The organism is Bacillus jepli (assembly GCF_047238305.1).
Lineage (GTDB): Bacteria > Bacillota > Bacilli > Bacillales > Bacillaceae_L > Ferdinandcohnia.
In genome coordinates, this window is record NZ_JBDFMO010000001.1 from 4,573,053 (window position 1) to 4,587,958 (window position 14,906).

Annotated in this window: 11 protein-coding genes, 1 pseudogene and 1 riboswitch; of the genes and pseudogenes, 3 read left to right on the plus strand and 9 right to left on the minus strand. The window is 37.7% G+C overall.

Annotated elements, in window-relative coordinates:
* The first annotated feature begins 86 nt into the window (after positions 1-86).
* A complete protein-coding gene (locus tag ABC371_RS23245) occupies positions 87-593 on the plus strand; it encodes a DUF3189 family protein (RefSeq protein WP_412898982.1) in 507 nt (168 codons plus the stop codon).
* A 92-nt stretch (positions 594-685) separates the two neighbouring features.
* Here ABC371_RS23245 and ABC371_RS23250 read toward each other — a convergent pair whose 3' ends face one another.
* From ABC371_RS23250 to ABC371_RS23285, 8 genes are all read right to left on the minus strand, one after another.
* Positions 686-2,212 carry an AbgT family transporter gene (locus tag ABC371_RS23250; RefSeq protein WP_412898983.1) on the minus strand — a complete coding sequence of 509 codons (1,527 nt, stop codon included), beginning with the start codon at positions 2,210-2,212 and terminating at the stop codon, positions 686-688.
* 21 nt (positions 2,213-2,233) lie between these two features.
* Positions 2,234-3,412: a M20 metallopeptidase family protein gene (locus ABC371_RS23255; protein ID WP_412898984.1), complete on the minus strand. Its 1,179-nt coding sequence runs from the start codon at positions 3,410-3,412 to the stop codon at positions 2,234-2,236.
* 312 nt (positions 3,413-3,724) lie between these two features.
* Entirely contained in the window at positions 3,725-5,020 is a 1,296-nt protein-coding gene (locus ABC371_RS23260) for a mechanosensitive ion channel family protein (RefSeq protein ID WP_412898985.1), read from the minus strand.
* Between the two features lie 354 nt (positions 5,021-5,374).
* Positions 5,375-7,966, minus strand: coding sequence for an FtsX-like permease family protein (locus ABC371_RS23265; protein WP_412898986.1), 2,592 nt, complete (start codon positions 7,964-7,966; stop codon positions 5,375-5,377).
* Complete coding sequence (locus tag ABC371_RS23270; protein WP_412898987.1) at positions 7,963-8,646, minus strand: ABC transporter ATP-binding protein; 684 nt, start codon at positions 8,644-8,646, stop codon at positions 7,963-7,965. Before ABC371_RS23270 ends, ABC371_RS23265 begins: the two co-directional genes overlap by 4 nt.
* A gap of 108 nt (positions 8,647-8,754) precedes the next feature.
* Positions 8,755-9,759, minus strand: a complete 1,005-nt coding sequence (locus ABC371_RS23275) for a sensor histidine kinase (RefSeq protein WP_412898988.1) — start codon at positions 9,757-9,759, stop codon at positions 8,755-8,757.
* Position 9,760: 1 nt separating this feature from the next.
* Positions 9,761-10,450, minus strand: coding sequence for a response regulator transcription factor (locus ABC371_RS23280; protein ID WP_412898989.1), 690 nt, complete (start codon positions 10,448-10,450; stop codon positions 9,761-9,763).
* A 131-nt stretch (positions 10,451-10,581) separates the two neighbouring features.
* Positions 10,582-11,874: an NCS2 family permease gene (locus tag ABC371_RS23285; protein ID WP_412898990.1), complete on the minus strand. Its 1,293-nt coding sequence runs from the start codon at positions 11,872-11,874 to the stop codon at positions 10,582-10,584.
* 109 nt (positions 11,875-11,983) lie between these two features.
* A riboswitch (purine riboswitch) is annotated at positions 11,984-12,085 on the minus strand.
* Positions 12,086-12,194: 109 nt separating this feature from the next.
* On the opposite strand from ABC371_RS23285, the gene ABC371_RS23290 reads away from it, so the two are divergent.
* Both ABC371_RS23290 and ABC371_RS23295 read left to right on the plus strand, forming a co-directional pair.
* On the plus strand, positions 12,195-12,587 hold the full coding sequence (locus ABC371_RS23290; protein WP_412898991.1) for a GntR family transcriptional regulator: 393 nt from the start codon (positions 12,195-12,197) through the stop codon (positions 12,585-12,587).
* A gap of 2 nt (positions 12,588-12,589) precedes the next feature.
* The gene (locus ABC371_RS23295) at positions 12,590-13,681 is read left to right on the plus strand and encodes a DUF1648 domain-containing protein (RefSeq protein WP_412898992.1); all 1,092 of its coding nucleotides are present in this window, start codon (positions 12,590-12,592) and stop codon (positions 13,679-13,681) included.
* Positions 13,682-13,735: 54 nt separating this feature from the next.
* Here the strand turns inward: ABC371_RS23295 and ABC371_RS23300 are convergent.
* Positions 13,736-14,899, minus strand: a pseudogene (locus ABC371_RS23300) (IS3 family transposase).
* Positions 14,900-14,906: the final 7 nt, after the last annotated feature.

The window sequence follows — 14,906 nt, forward strand, 5'->3', positions numbered from 1 at the left end:
TTAAAAAAGGAGCTTTAAATGCTAATTGAGCATTAGGTTGTAAATTTTTGGAGATAATAAAAGGGAATCGCATAAGGAGGACCACAATGATATACATCTATAACGACTATGCTGGGACACATAGTACAGCAATAGCGGCAGCCTACCACTTAAATAAGCTTCCTACTGATCGAAAGCTAACGAAAGAAGAAATTTTGCATGTAGATTATTTTAATAAACTAACTAAGAAGGACTTTGGAAAAATGATCTTCCACGGGATTGATGAGGATGGTCATCCTGTCTATTCGATTGGTCGCAAGAGGAGTAAATTAGTCGTCCCCGCTCTTAAACAATTGAGTACAATCCTACAAGAAAGATATGGACAGGAAGAAAAAATCATTTTCTCCAATACATCTCCAACGGTTCCGTTTGCCATGACAATGGGTGGCTTTTTCTCAAGAGGCATTCATATTGATTTCATCGGTGTTCCTCTTCTTGTACTAGGTGCAAAGCAAGCCTGTGGTACGATTCAGCATTTAGTTGAACATACAAAGCAAACAGCCAAGTCCTCGACTGAGGAAATTGTGGTATTAGATAATAAAAATTTCAAATAAAAAAGCACTCACAAAAGCTTTAAATAGCCATTGTGAGTGTCCTAATTCAAACAATGTCACGCCGATCTCATGCGTTTTAATCCTAGATCTCGTTAAAAATGAATGGGGCCTTGTGGTCCAACTGGAAGACCGACTAAGTACCAAACTACGGCAATTATGATCCAGAATATCCCGAAGAATACTGTGTACGGAAATAGCGCAGAAATCAATGTTCCTAGCCCGATATTTTTATCGTATTTCTTTGCAAAAGATAATAGAAGTACTAAATATGGGAGCATCGGTGTAATTGGATTTGTAATTGAATCCCCAACTCGATAAATCGCTTGGGTAAAGGCTGGATGGTAATCCAAATACATAAACATTGGCACAAAGATTGGAGCAAGAATCGCCCATTTTGCAGACGCACTGCCAATTAGTAAATTTACAAATGCAACAAATAGAATGAACATAATGATTAAAGGTACACCTGTTATTCCAATATCATTTAGGAAATTAGCCCCTTTTATCGCAATGATTGGACCTAGATTACTCGCACTGAAGAATGAAAGTAATTGTGCAGCAAAGAACACTAAAACAATGTAAGGTCCCATTGTACTCATAGACTTTCCAAGCATCTCTCCAAAATCTTTTGAACTAGTAATCGTTTTAGCACCAAGTCCATAAAAGAATCCAGGAATAAAGAAGAAGATTGTTAGGATGGGGACAATCCCTGAAATTAATGGAGATCCATCAATAATCGAACCCGTTTCTGGATTACGTAAAATGCCATTCTCAGGAATAATAAGCGCCAATAAGACTATTAAAAATAGCGCCGTAGAAATTCCTGCCCATTTTAGACCGCGGCTCTCCTCTAATGAAATCGATTCTATTGCCTCAATTTCACCTGTATATTTACCAAATCGCGGAATAGTAAATTTATGTGTAACCCATAGAGAAACAAATAAAAGGATAATGGCCGATACCACTATAAAATAATAGTTCATTGCCGGATTCGCTGCATAATTTGGGTCTACTGTCTGAGCAGCAGGACCGGTGAAGCCTGCAACAAGTGTATCAGACATCCCGATAATGAAATTCGCTGCAAACGCTCCTAGCGTGGAGGCATAGGCCATAACTAGACCTACAAGTGGATGATAACCAAAAGCCAACAATACACTTGCTGCAAGTGGCGGCAAGACGATTGGACCAGCATCACCAGCTGCATTCCCAACAATTGCAATTAAAATAATGATAGGAATAATTAGCTTTTTAGGAGTCGTTATGACAGCACGCTTCATAATGGTCGAGAAGAAGCCACTATTTTCTGCCATTCCAATCCCGATCATCATAACAAGAACCATACCAAGTGGAGCAAATGAGGTAAAGTTCGTCACTGAATTTAATAGAATGGAAACTAGACCATCTCCAGTTAAGAGATTAGTTGCCACTACCTCTTCCCCTGTAATGGGATGTGTTACGGATACATGGAATAACGATGTGATATAGGATGAAATCAAGGTAATAACACAAAGAATAATAAATAATACAATTGGATCTGGTAGCTTATTCCCTGCGTACTCAATTGAATCTAGCATTCGATTAAAAAATGTTTTATTCCTTTTCGTCGTTTTTTGAGACATAAATAACTCCCTTCAAAATGTTTAATTAGTGTTGGTTAAAGTTAGCGCTGTAAAGACATGGAATCGCAATCCATCTTTTAACGCTTCTTCTTCAAAATCAAATTTCGGATGATGGTGTGGATATGTGATACCCTTCTCTTCGTTTCCTGCACCTATAATGACAAAACAACCTGGTTTCTCATCACTGAATGCTGAAAAATCTTCTCCACCAAGAAGAGGGTCAACCCACTCTAGTGTTCGGTCAGGCAAAAATTCTTCTAGTACATGGACAACTTGATCTGTCACTTTCTTGTCATTGATCACAGAACTATAGCCATACGTATAGTTGACCTTTACTTCAACGCCGTTTGCTTTCGCAATCCCTTCAGCAACTTCAATGATTCGATTTTTAACAAGTTCACGTACTTCAGAACTCAACGTACGAACGGATCCACCAATTTCAACGGTATCTGGAATGACATTCAACGCTAGCCCACCCGCTTGGAATTTAGTCACAGACACGACGCTTGGCTCTAAAGGATCTATTGAACGTGAAACAATGTGATTAAGACCTGTAACAATTTGTGCACCAGTCGCAAGAGGATCAATTGTTAAGTGAGGCGTTGAAGCATGTCCGCCTTTTCCTTGAACAGTGATTTCAAATACATCACTTGCTGCGGTAACAGCCCCGTAGCGGATGTTTATCGTTCCAAATGGAACCGTCGAGAATAAGTGGACACCGACTACTTCATCAACTCCATCAAGTACTCCAGCCGCAACCATTTCTTGAGCACCACCAGGTGGCAGTTCTTCAGCATGTTGGAAAATAAAGACGATTTCACCAGCTAAATCTTCTTTATGTGCTGTCAAAATCTTAGCCGCTCCTAGTAACATCGACGTATGACCATCGTGTCCACATGCATGCATCACACCACTCGTTGTTGATGCAAACGGAAGCCCCGTTTCTTCAACAATAGGCAATGCGTCCATATCTGCACGTAGAGCAATAACTTTTCCTTGCTTAGCTCCCTTTAAGCGGGCTACTACACTTGTTTTTGTTGGACGTGATAATTCAAAGCCACCAAAGCTTTCAAGCAGGTCATATACAAAATTAGATGTATGTTCCTCTTGAAAAGAGAGTTCTGGATGTTGATGTAAGAATCGACGCCATTCGATTACCTCTTGATAAACACGATCTATTTGTAGAAGAATATCATTCATTTTTAAAGTAACATCTCCCTTTTCGTTTCTTATTGTTGATTAATCAGTTAAAAAGTAATTACACAAATACTTTAGTACGTTAATATGATATATAAATTTAGAGAATATTTCAATGGAAAATTATATTAATATTTTTCAGAATTCAATGTATTACATTCAATATTCCTGTTATAACAGCATTCCATCGAGCACAGTTACTAATATCCCAAGTTATTAGGGATTATAAAATTTTCATAAAAAACTTTTAAAAAACGCAAAAGGCAATATCCTAATGGATATTACCTTTAAATAACTATACCTATAAAAATCTCATCAATTTTCGTATGTTTTGTTAATTTTTAACTTTTCCTCTTCGCTAGCTATTCCATCCTCTTTCGTTTCAGTCAACATTGTTTTCACATCATGTCCAGATGGATTTTGGAATAAGCGGAGCCCAAATTCCTGAGCAACAGCAAACAGATGGTCAAAAATATTAGCTTGGGTTGTTTCGTACACAGCCCACCTTACATCGTTCGTAAATGCATATATTTCAAGTGGCAACCCATGCTCAGTTGGAGCAAGTTGTCTAACCATCAATGTCATGTTCTGATTTATACCTGAATGCTGTTGAAGGTAATTGCTAATATATGCTCGGAATACCCCGATATTCGTTAGAGCTCTTCCGTTGACAGGATTGTTGCGGTTAATCTCATGCTTGATGTTGTATTCTTCAATTTCATGTTCTCTATTTGTGATGTAATTCGATATGAGTTGGATCTGTTTAAATCTCTCAATCATTTCCTCGGTACAAAATGAAATACTATTTGTATCGATAAATAAAGAGCGCTTGATTCTCCGCCCACCTGAGGACTGCATTCCTCTCCAATTGATAAATGAATCCGAAATCATGGCATAGCTCGGTATCGTCGTGATCGTTTTATCAAAATTTTGCACTTTAACTGTGACTAGTGAGATATCAATTACATCCCCATCTGCCCCATACTTAGGCATTTCAATCCAATCACCAACTCGAACCATATCATTGGATGTCAATTGCACCCCTGCAACAAGTCCCAATAAAGAATCTTTAAAAATCAACATAAGGACAGCCGATAAAGCACCAATTCCACTTAACAAAAGAAGTGGACTCTTCCCCATTAGATTCGCGATAATCAAAATAATCCCAAAGGTGATGACAATAATTTTAACAACCTGAATATATCCTTTTATCGGTCGAGTCTTAGATATCTCATAGGTTTGATACATATCATTAATGGCGTTTAATATGCCACTAAGAACCATTAATCCGACGATGATGATATATGTATTGGCACCCATTTGAATCAAATGCTCATACTTTGGAAAGGTTGTAGAAAAGCGGTTAATGATAATCGCCGGAACAATATGGGAGAGTCTTCGAAATACCTTTCTCTCTAGAAGCATATTATCCCATTGATATTTGGTTTTGGTTACGACTCGAGCGATGATATTAATGATCACTTTTTTTGTGATAAAATTCGCCACTATACAGATGAGCGCAATAAATAGAATCATCAATACTCCCGAAAGGTAATGTGCCCATGTTGGATTCATGTCGTATTCTAAAAGTTGCTTCTCAATAAACTTCATATTTCCCCTCCATGGTATGTAATATGTCTGTCTCCATACGCGTGTAGTGAGATATTTACTATTATAACAGAATGAATGGGTCTTCTCCTTTACTAATACATTACGTTTGGTCGAAAGAAACGCGTATTTGTTTGGAGAATTTCGCTGTATTGCGTGGAAATGCGTTGGTTGCCAAGAATTTGCGTCTACCTACAAAATTTGCGTCAACTCACGAATTTTTGCGACGACCCAATTTTTTTTGCGTCGTATCCAAAGGATTTACATCTACACGCACGGTTATGCTTCGTAATTAAAAAGAGACCTAACCACAGCGATGGTTAGGTCCAATTTGGTGGGAGAGTACGTATCTATCCTTTAAATACTCTCCTGTTTCAATCCATCTATTATATTTTCTTTTTTAACTTTTTGGATGGAATACAGCATGGCTGCACCCACAATCACAAAAATAATGATAACAACAAATAAGATGCTCATCCAAGGAAGATTAAATCCATATTCAAAGGTATTTCGAAGTGACCAATAGATGAGATACATGACCGCCAGGCTAATCGGAAGTCCATATAGTAAAGCCTTCACACCATAAAATATACTCTCATAATTGATCATTTTGTTGAAACCTTTTGGCGTCATTCCCACTGAGCGCAGCATCGCAAATTCTCGTTTACGAAGTGAAATGCTAGTTGAGATGGTATTAAAGATATTTGCAATCGAAATTAATGAAATCAAGGCGATAAACCCATACGTAAAGATTGACATCATTACAACCATTTGCTCTTGTTCTTGTCTTCTTTGATAAACGTTATACACATGCGTACCGGAGTCAGTCATTTTATCCAGTTTGTCTTGTGTCGCCATTGGATCTGAGCTATTCATGTATAATTCAGCCCGGATTTCAGTTTTTACCTTCTCATTATTTGATACAATTTTAGTTAGTACATCCTCTGAAACAATGATATCTAATCCACCTGGTCCACTCGTATTAACCCCCATTGGAAGCTGGTCGGTTAATGCAGCAATTTCTATTTTATTTACGAATTGTTCTACTTCGCCTTCTTCATAGCTCATCTTATATAAATCAATCTGATTCCCTACGTTTGTCTGGATTGATTTAGTTTCAACAAATTTTCCCGTCTCTCCATCCTCGTAGGTAATGTTCTCGATAAGTATGGCGGCTGGTGTATCTGTATTTTCTAATTGCGTAGCATTCGATGTCACTTTTGCAGCGTAGTCCTTGAAACTTTCCTTATCTAAACCATATAACCTTACGTAATACTGAAATTTACCATCTTCTAGCAAAGACGGGTTGTTTTCTACGTGGTTTTGCAGTTCAATTGGAAGTTGGTCCTTCTCTATCCAAGCACTTAAATACGCTGTTTGAACAATAGTCGAGTCTGTTACATGATCAAGATTTGTAAACTGCACTAAATCATCTTTGTCCATTTGATCATTTATCAGTTGAATATCAAAATTTATGTCCACTTGGGATAGTTCAAGGGACTTTTTGAGATTATCAGTAAAAAACGAAACGGTTAAAAAGAGAACAATACTTATCACTAGGGAGAAAACGGTTGCTTGATATCTCTTTTTATTTCTTTTCAAGTTCTTTAAACCAATTTCAGCTTCCATTCCAAACAGCTTGCGAACCATTTTTGACGTCTTTACTGTTTTTCCAGATAATTTGATATCCTGCGTTTGCCGGATGGCATCAATCGCCGATACCTTGGAGGCCCTCTTCGCGGGTATATAGGTTGAAATAAAAATCGTCACTATCGAAATGACACACGCCACTAACAGTGAGGCGGGTGTGACGATTAGCTTTAGTTTTTCAGAAACATTAAGCGCCCCTTCAAGATAAGAGTTAATAAATGAGAAGGTTACTCCTATTCCTGCTAGACCTGAAAGAATACCAATGGGAATACTAATTGCACCAATCACTGCTCCTTCAAAAAAGACAGAATTCCGCTTTTGTTTTTTTGTTGCCCCTACACTTGATAGCATCCCTAAATGTCTAGAACGTTCAGACACACTAATTGCAAAAGCATTGTAAATTAACGCAACCGATCCAATAATAATCACTGTCATGATAATTCCAGCCAACGAAAATAATGTGAGGCGGAGGCTATCATTATCTGTTACTCCATAAAAGCGTAATAAATCATCGTTATAAGAAACAAATTTGATCCCATTTTTTTTAGCCATTTCTTCTGAGTGTTTATACAATGAACCTTTCACTTTTTCTAACACAACCAGCGCATCTAATGTACGATTAGAGCTCATACTTTTTTCGTCCACATATTTAATCACCGTATACCCTGGGGACCAAGTTGGCTCCCAAGTTGGCCGTTTGATTGTCCCTACGATTGTAAATGTAGCATTAGTACCAATCTTAAGATTTTCCGTGGTCCCATTTTCATCTGATTGCAAGGAGTAACTCTGGTCGAGTGGCTTCTCTTCTCCAGCTAGCATCCTTTGACCGATATCCACTGTTAGTTTGTCGCCAATTTTATATGCCACTTTCGCGTTCTTTGCTATTTCTTCGGATATGACAATTTCATTATCAGAGAATGGTAGTCGTCCGTCTGCTAACTCTATTGGAAATTGCTTAAATCCAGCTGTGTTGTATTCTTTAAAAAACAAATAGGGTTTCCCTTTATTTTCTGACCCTTCAAGCTTGGCATAGCCAAGATCATTTGAGAGAATCAACTTTTTGGTTTGATCGTCATTTTCAATTGCCTGTATTTGTTCTTCATTAACGGCATTATATTTAACATGCCATTCTCCATTTGTAGCAATATGATCTCGAATCATTAAGTTTAAAAACGAAACGCCGAGTGTGGCAACCGCTGATATCATGGCTACCGAGATAATTACACCAATGATTGTAACTAGCGTTCTTCGTTTATTTTCTTTCAAGTGGCGAATCGTCAATTTGTTGATGATGTTCATGGACGAATCACCTCATCATTTGCAATCCTCCCATCTTCAATGGAAATGACGCGGTCTGCTTGAAGGGCAATTCGCTCATCATGGGTAATCACAAGTAGGGTTTGATTATATGTTTTATTAAACATTTTTAACAGTTCAATGATTTCTCCACTGTTCTTACTATCCAAGTTACCAGTCGGCTCATCTGCTAGCATAATAGCTGGGTTACTTATCAAGGCACGACCAATCGAAACCCGCTGCTGCTGACCACCTGAGAGTTGATTTGGAAGATGGTTCAAGCGTTTCTCAAGACCAAGGATTTTCACGACATCTGCTAATTGCTTCGGATCAACCTTATGCTCATCCAACAGCATTGGTAAAGTGATGTTTTCTTCTACCGTTAAAATTGGAATTAAGTTATAAAACTGATAGATTAATCCGATTTGTCTTCTTCTAAAAATCGCCAATTGAGTTTCATTTAAATCATAAATATCGGTGTTATCAATGAGAACCTTTCCACTAGTCGGACGATCAACCCCACCGAGCAAATGTAAAAGTGTTGATTTTCCTGAACCCGATGGTCCGATGATAGCTACAAACTCTCCCTTTTTCACTGTAAATGACACATTATCAAGCGCCTTAACTGCTGTTTCACCTTTTCCGTATACCTTAGACAGATTTTCGATTTGTAAAATATTCATTCCAAAACCTCCATAATTTCAATTCCTGGGTTCAGTATATCTATCTAAGATGACTCTAAAGTGACTTCTAATGTGACAATTTATTCACTTTCTAAATAGTCGGACCAGCTAGATTACCTGTTTATAGAATTTTATAATAAAGGTTGTCCCTCTTCCCTCTGCACTTTTTACTTCGATATCCCCCTGCTGACTCTTAATAATGCTATATGCCATTGCAAGACCAATTCCTATACTATCCTCGCCGGCATTTTTCCCCTTGTAAAAACGTTTAAAAATATAGGGGAGATCTTCTTTAGCTATGCCTTTTCCATTATCTGAAATGATGATTTCGGTATATAAGGCATTTTCGGAGAATAGAATTGAGATGTTTCCACCCTCCTGTGTATGTTCGACACAGTTTTTCAAAATATTGATAAGTCCCTCCGCCGTCCAATTGAAATCCCCTATAATAGAAACCTCTTGATCTCCTTCAACAATTAGCGATTGCTGTTTTACATCCATTGGTACTAAAACCGGATGAACAGCACGTTCTACTAATTCAGAAACATACACCGTATCCTTTTTAAAAGGAACGGTCCCCGCATCAATTTTCGAGAGTTTTAACAATGACGACACAAGCCATTCTATTCTTTCTAACTGAACGCGTATGTTATTGGTAAATTCGATTCGCTTTGCGGTATCAAGTTTTGCTTCACCCAATAAATCAGCCATGACCATCATGGAAGTGAGTGGTGTTTTTAATTGATGGGAGATATCTGAAATCGCATTCGTTAATTTCAGTTTATCCTGTTGCAAAAGTGAACTATGCTCTGAGAGTTTTAATGTCACTTTATAAATATCACTTTTTAATATACTTAGTTCACCCTCGTGGTTATCTCTAATGTCTAAACTATAATCACCACTCGTTATCTTCCGTAAATAACCTGAAAGTTTTTCAATTTCACGGTATCTCCACTTCGTAAAGGCCAAACAGCACCCAATCAATAAGACAGATGTAATGAGTACAAGTAGCGCAACCTGCCCAGAGAATAGAAAATAAGCGATTAGGAGTGAAACGAATGAAATCGTTACTACCACAACTAACAAGAACTGTATTTCACGGTTACGGACCATATCAGTCACCAACCTTATAGCCCATTCCGCGGACTGTCTTAATGATTTTTGGACTTTGTGGCTCATCTTCAAGTTTTTCACGCAATCTCTTGATATAGACAGTCAGTGTATTATCGTTCACAAAGTCCCCTGCTACATCCCAGATTCGATCTAACAACTGTGTTCTCGTAAGGACTTGACCAATATGATTTGCGAATATCAAAAATAGACGGTACTCTAAAGCGGTTAGGAGTACCTCCTCTCTATTCTTATACACCTTTCCCTCCAAGGTGTTGATCCGGATATTCCCTATATCTATTATCGTTTTGGGCTGAGCTATTGTTTGCTTGTTATACCGACGAAGTACAGATTTAATACGGGAAAGAAGCTCACGAATGCGAAAAGGCTTGGTAATATAATCGTCCGCACCCAGATCCAGTCCCATTACCACATTCACTTCATCATCCAGTGCCGTTAAAAAAATAACCGGCTTATCCATTTGTTTTTTAACTAGTTCACATAATTCATAGCCACTTCCGTCCGGCAAGGATAAATCAAAGAGACATAGGTCTATTCCATTTAATTTTTCGTTTATTATTTTTTTAGCATCCTCTGCATTATGGCAAATAACAGTCTCATACCCATCCTGCGTCAACGAATAATTCAATCCCGTTGCAATGGTCTTATCATCTTCAACAAGTAATATTTTCATAGTGACTCAGGCAAAGGGACAGATCCCTCGTCCCAACACCTCCCATTGTTTTTATTAAAAACTTCACTTGAATATTTTAACAAAAATAAAAGCCCCTGGATATGTGATTAGACATTTCCAGGGGCGTAAATTTACAGATAGATAAAATAAGCAATAAACGTAACAAAGAGAACATACATAATCGGATGTACTTCTTTATGTCTTCCCAAAGCAAGCATCGTAACAGGATACATGATGAATCCTAGGGCAATCCCTGTTGCGACACTAAATGTTAATGGCATCATAATAATCGTTGTAAATGCCGGAATCGCAATATCGAGTTTCGTCCAATCGATATGTCGAACTTCTGCCACCATCATTGCACCTACGATAATGAGGGCTGGGGCTGTTATTTCAGACGTAACAACTGATAGCAATGGCGAGAAAAAGAGAGCTAAAAAGAAAAAACCTGAGATGACAATCGACGAAAAACCAGTACGTGCACCTGCTGCAATACCAGCCGTTGATTCAATCAGGGATGCAGTCGGAGACGTCCCTAGAACAGAACCGATAACAGTAGCGGAAGCATCCGATAATAAGGCTGGTCCCGCGTTTGGAATTTTATTATCCTTTAAAATTCCAGCCTGACTTGCAACTGCAATCAATGTACCTGCTGTATCAAAAAATCCAACAAATAAAAATGTAAAAATAACAATAATTAAATCTGGTGTAAATACATTTGGAAGCTCAGAAAAAACAACACCAAATGTTGGTTCAAGACTTGGTATGTTACCAATGATAGCTGTCGGCTTATCGATGATCCCGAAGAACATCCCTACAATTGAAGAAATAACCATTCCGTAGAAAATACCACCACGAATTCCTCTTACTAACATGATGGAGGTAATGATGAATCCGAATAAAGCAAGCACAGTCGCTCCTGATGTAAAGTCTCCAAGTGATACAAATGTAGCTTCGTTCCCTACAATGATTTTTGCATTTTTTAATCCGATAAAAGCAACAAAGAAACCAATCCCACCCGCAATCGCATACTTCAAATCCTGTGGAATCACATTAATAATTTTTTCACGTACTTTTAACACACTTAAAATCACAAATAAAATACCTGCGACAAATACGCCCGTTAATGCTGTCTGCCAAGGGATTCCCATCCCGATGACAACGGAATACGTAAAAAATGAATTAAGACCCATACTAGGAGCAATCCCAATTGGATAATTAGAAAGGATACCGATAAGCAATGAACCAAGAATAATGGTTATCGCGGTTGCGGTAAAGACGGCACCTTTGTCCATCCCTGATTCGCCTAGGACGATCGGATTGACCACAAGGATGTAAGCCATCGATAGAAATGTTGTGAGTCCACCAATAAATTCCTGTTTATATGTAGTTTGGCGTGTACTGAAATCAAAATAATTTTTCATATTTCTATATTCCCCATTTTGATGTGAATTATTTTTAAAAACAAAAAAACCTTGATAGAGTAACCTACCAAAGCACGTACAAATGAATGAATGTCAAAAGGATATTTAAATATCCTTAACAACCATTTGTAGTCAAGCTTTTTACGGTAGCTTGGTAGAAACAATCGGGCCATATTCCCGAACATATACAAGTTACTATATTAATATAATTAAGAAAGTTTAACAGTGATATTCTATTGCGTCAAGATTTTTTAAGTTGTTATAGACATAATAGAACAGATTTGTTATAATATAAATAGAACAGATTGGAGGGATCAAAAATGATGATTCAAATTGAACCTGAATCCGAAATTCCCATTTACCAACAGATTACGAATCAAATCATCGAAGGTATTGCTAGAGGAGCAATTCAGCCAGGTGATTCCCTACCTTCCGTGAGAACTTTTGCTGCAGACCTTGGCATCAACATGCACACAGTCAACAAAAGCTATCACCAGTTAGAGAAAAAGGGAATCATACGAATCATGCCCAAGTCTGGTGCAGTGATCTCTTCCCCTCAAGATTTTAATCAATCCACTCTTGAACGATTAAAAAGTGATTATAAATTACTCATCGCGGAATCACTTGTTGTCGGTATGTCTAATGAACAAATTCAAGAATTAGTTTCTTCAATTATTCAAAGTTTTAAAAGCCCAATAAATAAGGAGGTTTAATTATGACTTTAGCTATCTTTCTTGTGATCGCGGTCATTCTAGCCGGTATTCAAACCGCTGTTCCTTTTATTGTGAAGCGCACGGTTATCTTTGGGGTTACGGTGCCAGAAAAACATATCAAAGATGAAAAACTTTCCTCTTACAAAAAGAAATATGCCCTATTGGTTTCCCTATTATCAATTATAGCTTTGGGAAGTTACGTAGCTTGGGTGCTTGGCAACAGTCCTTCTGAGGGACAAACGGTTCTGATCGGAACCATTATTCAATTTGCGATAATCCTGTTCAGTTTTACTCTCTACTTTTATTTTCATGGGAAAACACTTCAGATAAAAAAGGAAATGAAATGGGGAGAAAATGCGACACAGGTAAAAATCGCAGACTTATCTGCTCGTGCTAAGGATGAAATGCTACCATGGTATATCTTTTTAGTACCGATGGTTATCACAGTGGGGTTGATTGGTTACACTATTGCGCAATACAATCTTCTTCCAGACCAGATTCCAACTCACTGGGGAACTAATGGGGAAGCAGATGCCTTTACTGAAAAAACACCAGTTTCAGCGATTTCATCGCTACTCATGCTGTTAGTGATGCAGGCTATGTTCTTAACGATTATTATAAGCACAAAAAAATCAGGCATTAAACTAAGTGCAAGCGCAACTAATGCTTCACGAGTTAGACAACTCACGTTACGCAAATATACAAGCTGGCTCATGTTCCTAACAACTATTTTATTGACAGGAATGTTTAGCTTCTTTCAATTAAGAACCATTCACCCTGATATCGTCGATGGCACAGTTGTAATGGCAGTTCCACTCATTTTTCTCATTGTGACTTTAGTCGCTACCATTGCTTTTGCGATAAAAGTGGGGCGTTCAGATAAAATAAATATTGGTGAAACGAATGCAAGTATAAGAGATTATGATGACGATGCACATTGGGTCGGTGGGCTCTTTTATGTCAACAGACAGGATCCGTCCATCTTTGTTGAAAAACGCTTTGGCGTTGGGTGGACCATCAACTTCGGGAACCCAATCGGATATTTTATTATCTTAATCCCACTTGCACTCATCATCCTGTTCAGTACTCTATAAAAAACGACAAGCTTCGTGAACTGACCTAGTGATTTGAGACAACAGAAAAAACACCTAAGCTACCTGTTTCCTATATTCAATTGGGGACAGGTAGTTTAATTTTGCCTGAAGTCGGATTTGATTGTAATAATAGATGAAATTCTCTACTTTTTCCACTACAATAGGATTTGTAAGGTACTCTCGTGGCTGAGAGTAGAATTCTTCCGACTTTAATGTGGAATGGAAGGATTCAATGACGGCGTTATCCAAGCAGTTGCCTTTCCGAGACATGCTTGTGATAATGCCTTTTTCTTTGGCTAAATTCTGAAATGCATAGGACGTATACTGTGCCCCTTGATCACTATGTAGTATTACTCCTTCTACGTTCTGATTTTTAACAGCGTCTCTTAAAGTGTCTAGTACAAGGGTTACATCTTGGTTCAAACTAATTCGGTAAGCAATTATCTCATTGTTGTAAAGGTCCATGATGCTCGAAAGGTACATCATTGATTGTCCAAATGGAAGATATGTTATATCTGTCACCCATTTTTCATTCGGCTTAGATGCTTTAAAATCACGCTCCAAACGATTAGGAACAACTATGTTGCTTTCACCTGCAAACTTTACTTTTCTCTTTGGTTTTACTCTACATTGGAGATTATATTTCTGCATTATTCTTTGTACAGTATTTCGGTTAACTTTTACATTATAATCTTTTTTAAGCCAAGCTTTAACAGTTCGATATCTAACTCGAAACTTATGATTATTACAAATTTCTATGATTAAGATCTAATTCTCTGATTTTACGGGCTCCTTGTTTTTTCCAGCGGTAATAGGTGGCACGTGGAACGCCTATATAATCACAAATGGTAGAAATGGTATATTTACTTTTTAATTCCTCCACAAGTTCTAAAACAACCTCTGGTACCAACTCCTTTCGATCTCCTTGTACTTTTTTAAAATTTCGAGGTGAATCTGCAAATGCTGGTTTTCTCTTCTTAGCTGCTCCATTTCGGTTAATTCCTCTGGGCCTTTCCCAAAGCTATACTGTTTGCCGATTGGTTGTGAAAAGCGATACATTTCCCCTTTTCTGTACCACATCATCCATATCCTTATCTGAGAGTCATTTACAATACCCAATTCCTCCATAATTTCACGATTCGAATATTGTCCTGACATTTTCATTTCAATTGCTTTCATTTTTGTCTCATATGAGTAAAAATTCTTAGTTCTCCCCATAAGAAAA

What these genes read in the sequence shown, in the direction of transcription:
- ABC371_RS23285 (WP_412898990.1), bottom strand. Translation starts at nt 11,874, where the DNA reads ATGAAAAATTATTTTGATTTCAGTACACGCCAAACTACATATAAACAG.
- ABC371_RS23270 (WP_412898987.1), bottom strand. Translation starts at nt 8,646, where the DNA reads ATGAATATTTTACAAATCGAAAATCTGTCTAAGGTATACGGAAAAGGT.
- ABC371_RS23250 (WP_412898983.1), bottom strand. Translation starts at nt 2,212, where the DNA reads ATGTCTCAAAAAACGACGAAAAGGAATAAAACATTTTTTAATCGAATG.
- ABC371_RS23275 (WP_412898988.1), bottom strand. Translation starts at nt 9,759, where the DNA reads ATGGTCCGTAACCGTGAAATACAGTTCTTGTTAGTTGTGGTAGTAACG.
- ABC371_RS23265 (WP_412898986.1), bottom strand. Translation starts at nt 7,966, where the DNA reads ATGAACATCATCAACAAATTGACGATTCGCCACTTGAAAGAAAATAAA.
- ABC371_RS23295 (WP_412898992.1), top strand. Translation starts at nt 12,590, where the DNA reads ATGACTTTAGCTATCTTTCTTGTGATCGCGGTCATTCTAGCCGGTATT.
- ABC371_RS23255 (WP_412898984.1), bottom strand. Translation starts at nt 3,412, where the DNA reads ATGAATGATATTCTTCTACAAATAGATCGTGTTTATCAAGAGGTAATC.
- ABC371_RS23245 (WP_412898982.1), top strand. Translation starts at nt 87, where the DNA reads ATGATATACATCTATAACGACTATGCTGGGACACATAGTACAGCAATA.
- ABC371_RS23290 (WP_412898991.1), top strand. Translation starts at nt 12,195, where the DNA reads ATGATGATTCAAATTGAACCTGAATCCGAAATTCCCATTTACCAACAG.
- ABC371_RS23260 (WP_412898985.1), bottom strand. Translation starts at nt 5,020, where the DNA reads ATGAAGTTTATTGAGAAGCAACTTTTAGAATACGACATGAATCCAACA.
- ABC371_RS23280 (WP_412898989.1), bottom strand. Translation starts at nt 10,450, where the DNA reads ATGAAAATATTACTTGTTGAAGATGATAAGACCATTGCAACGGGATTG.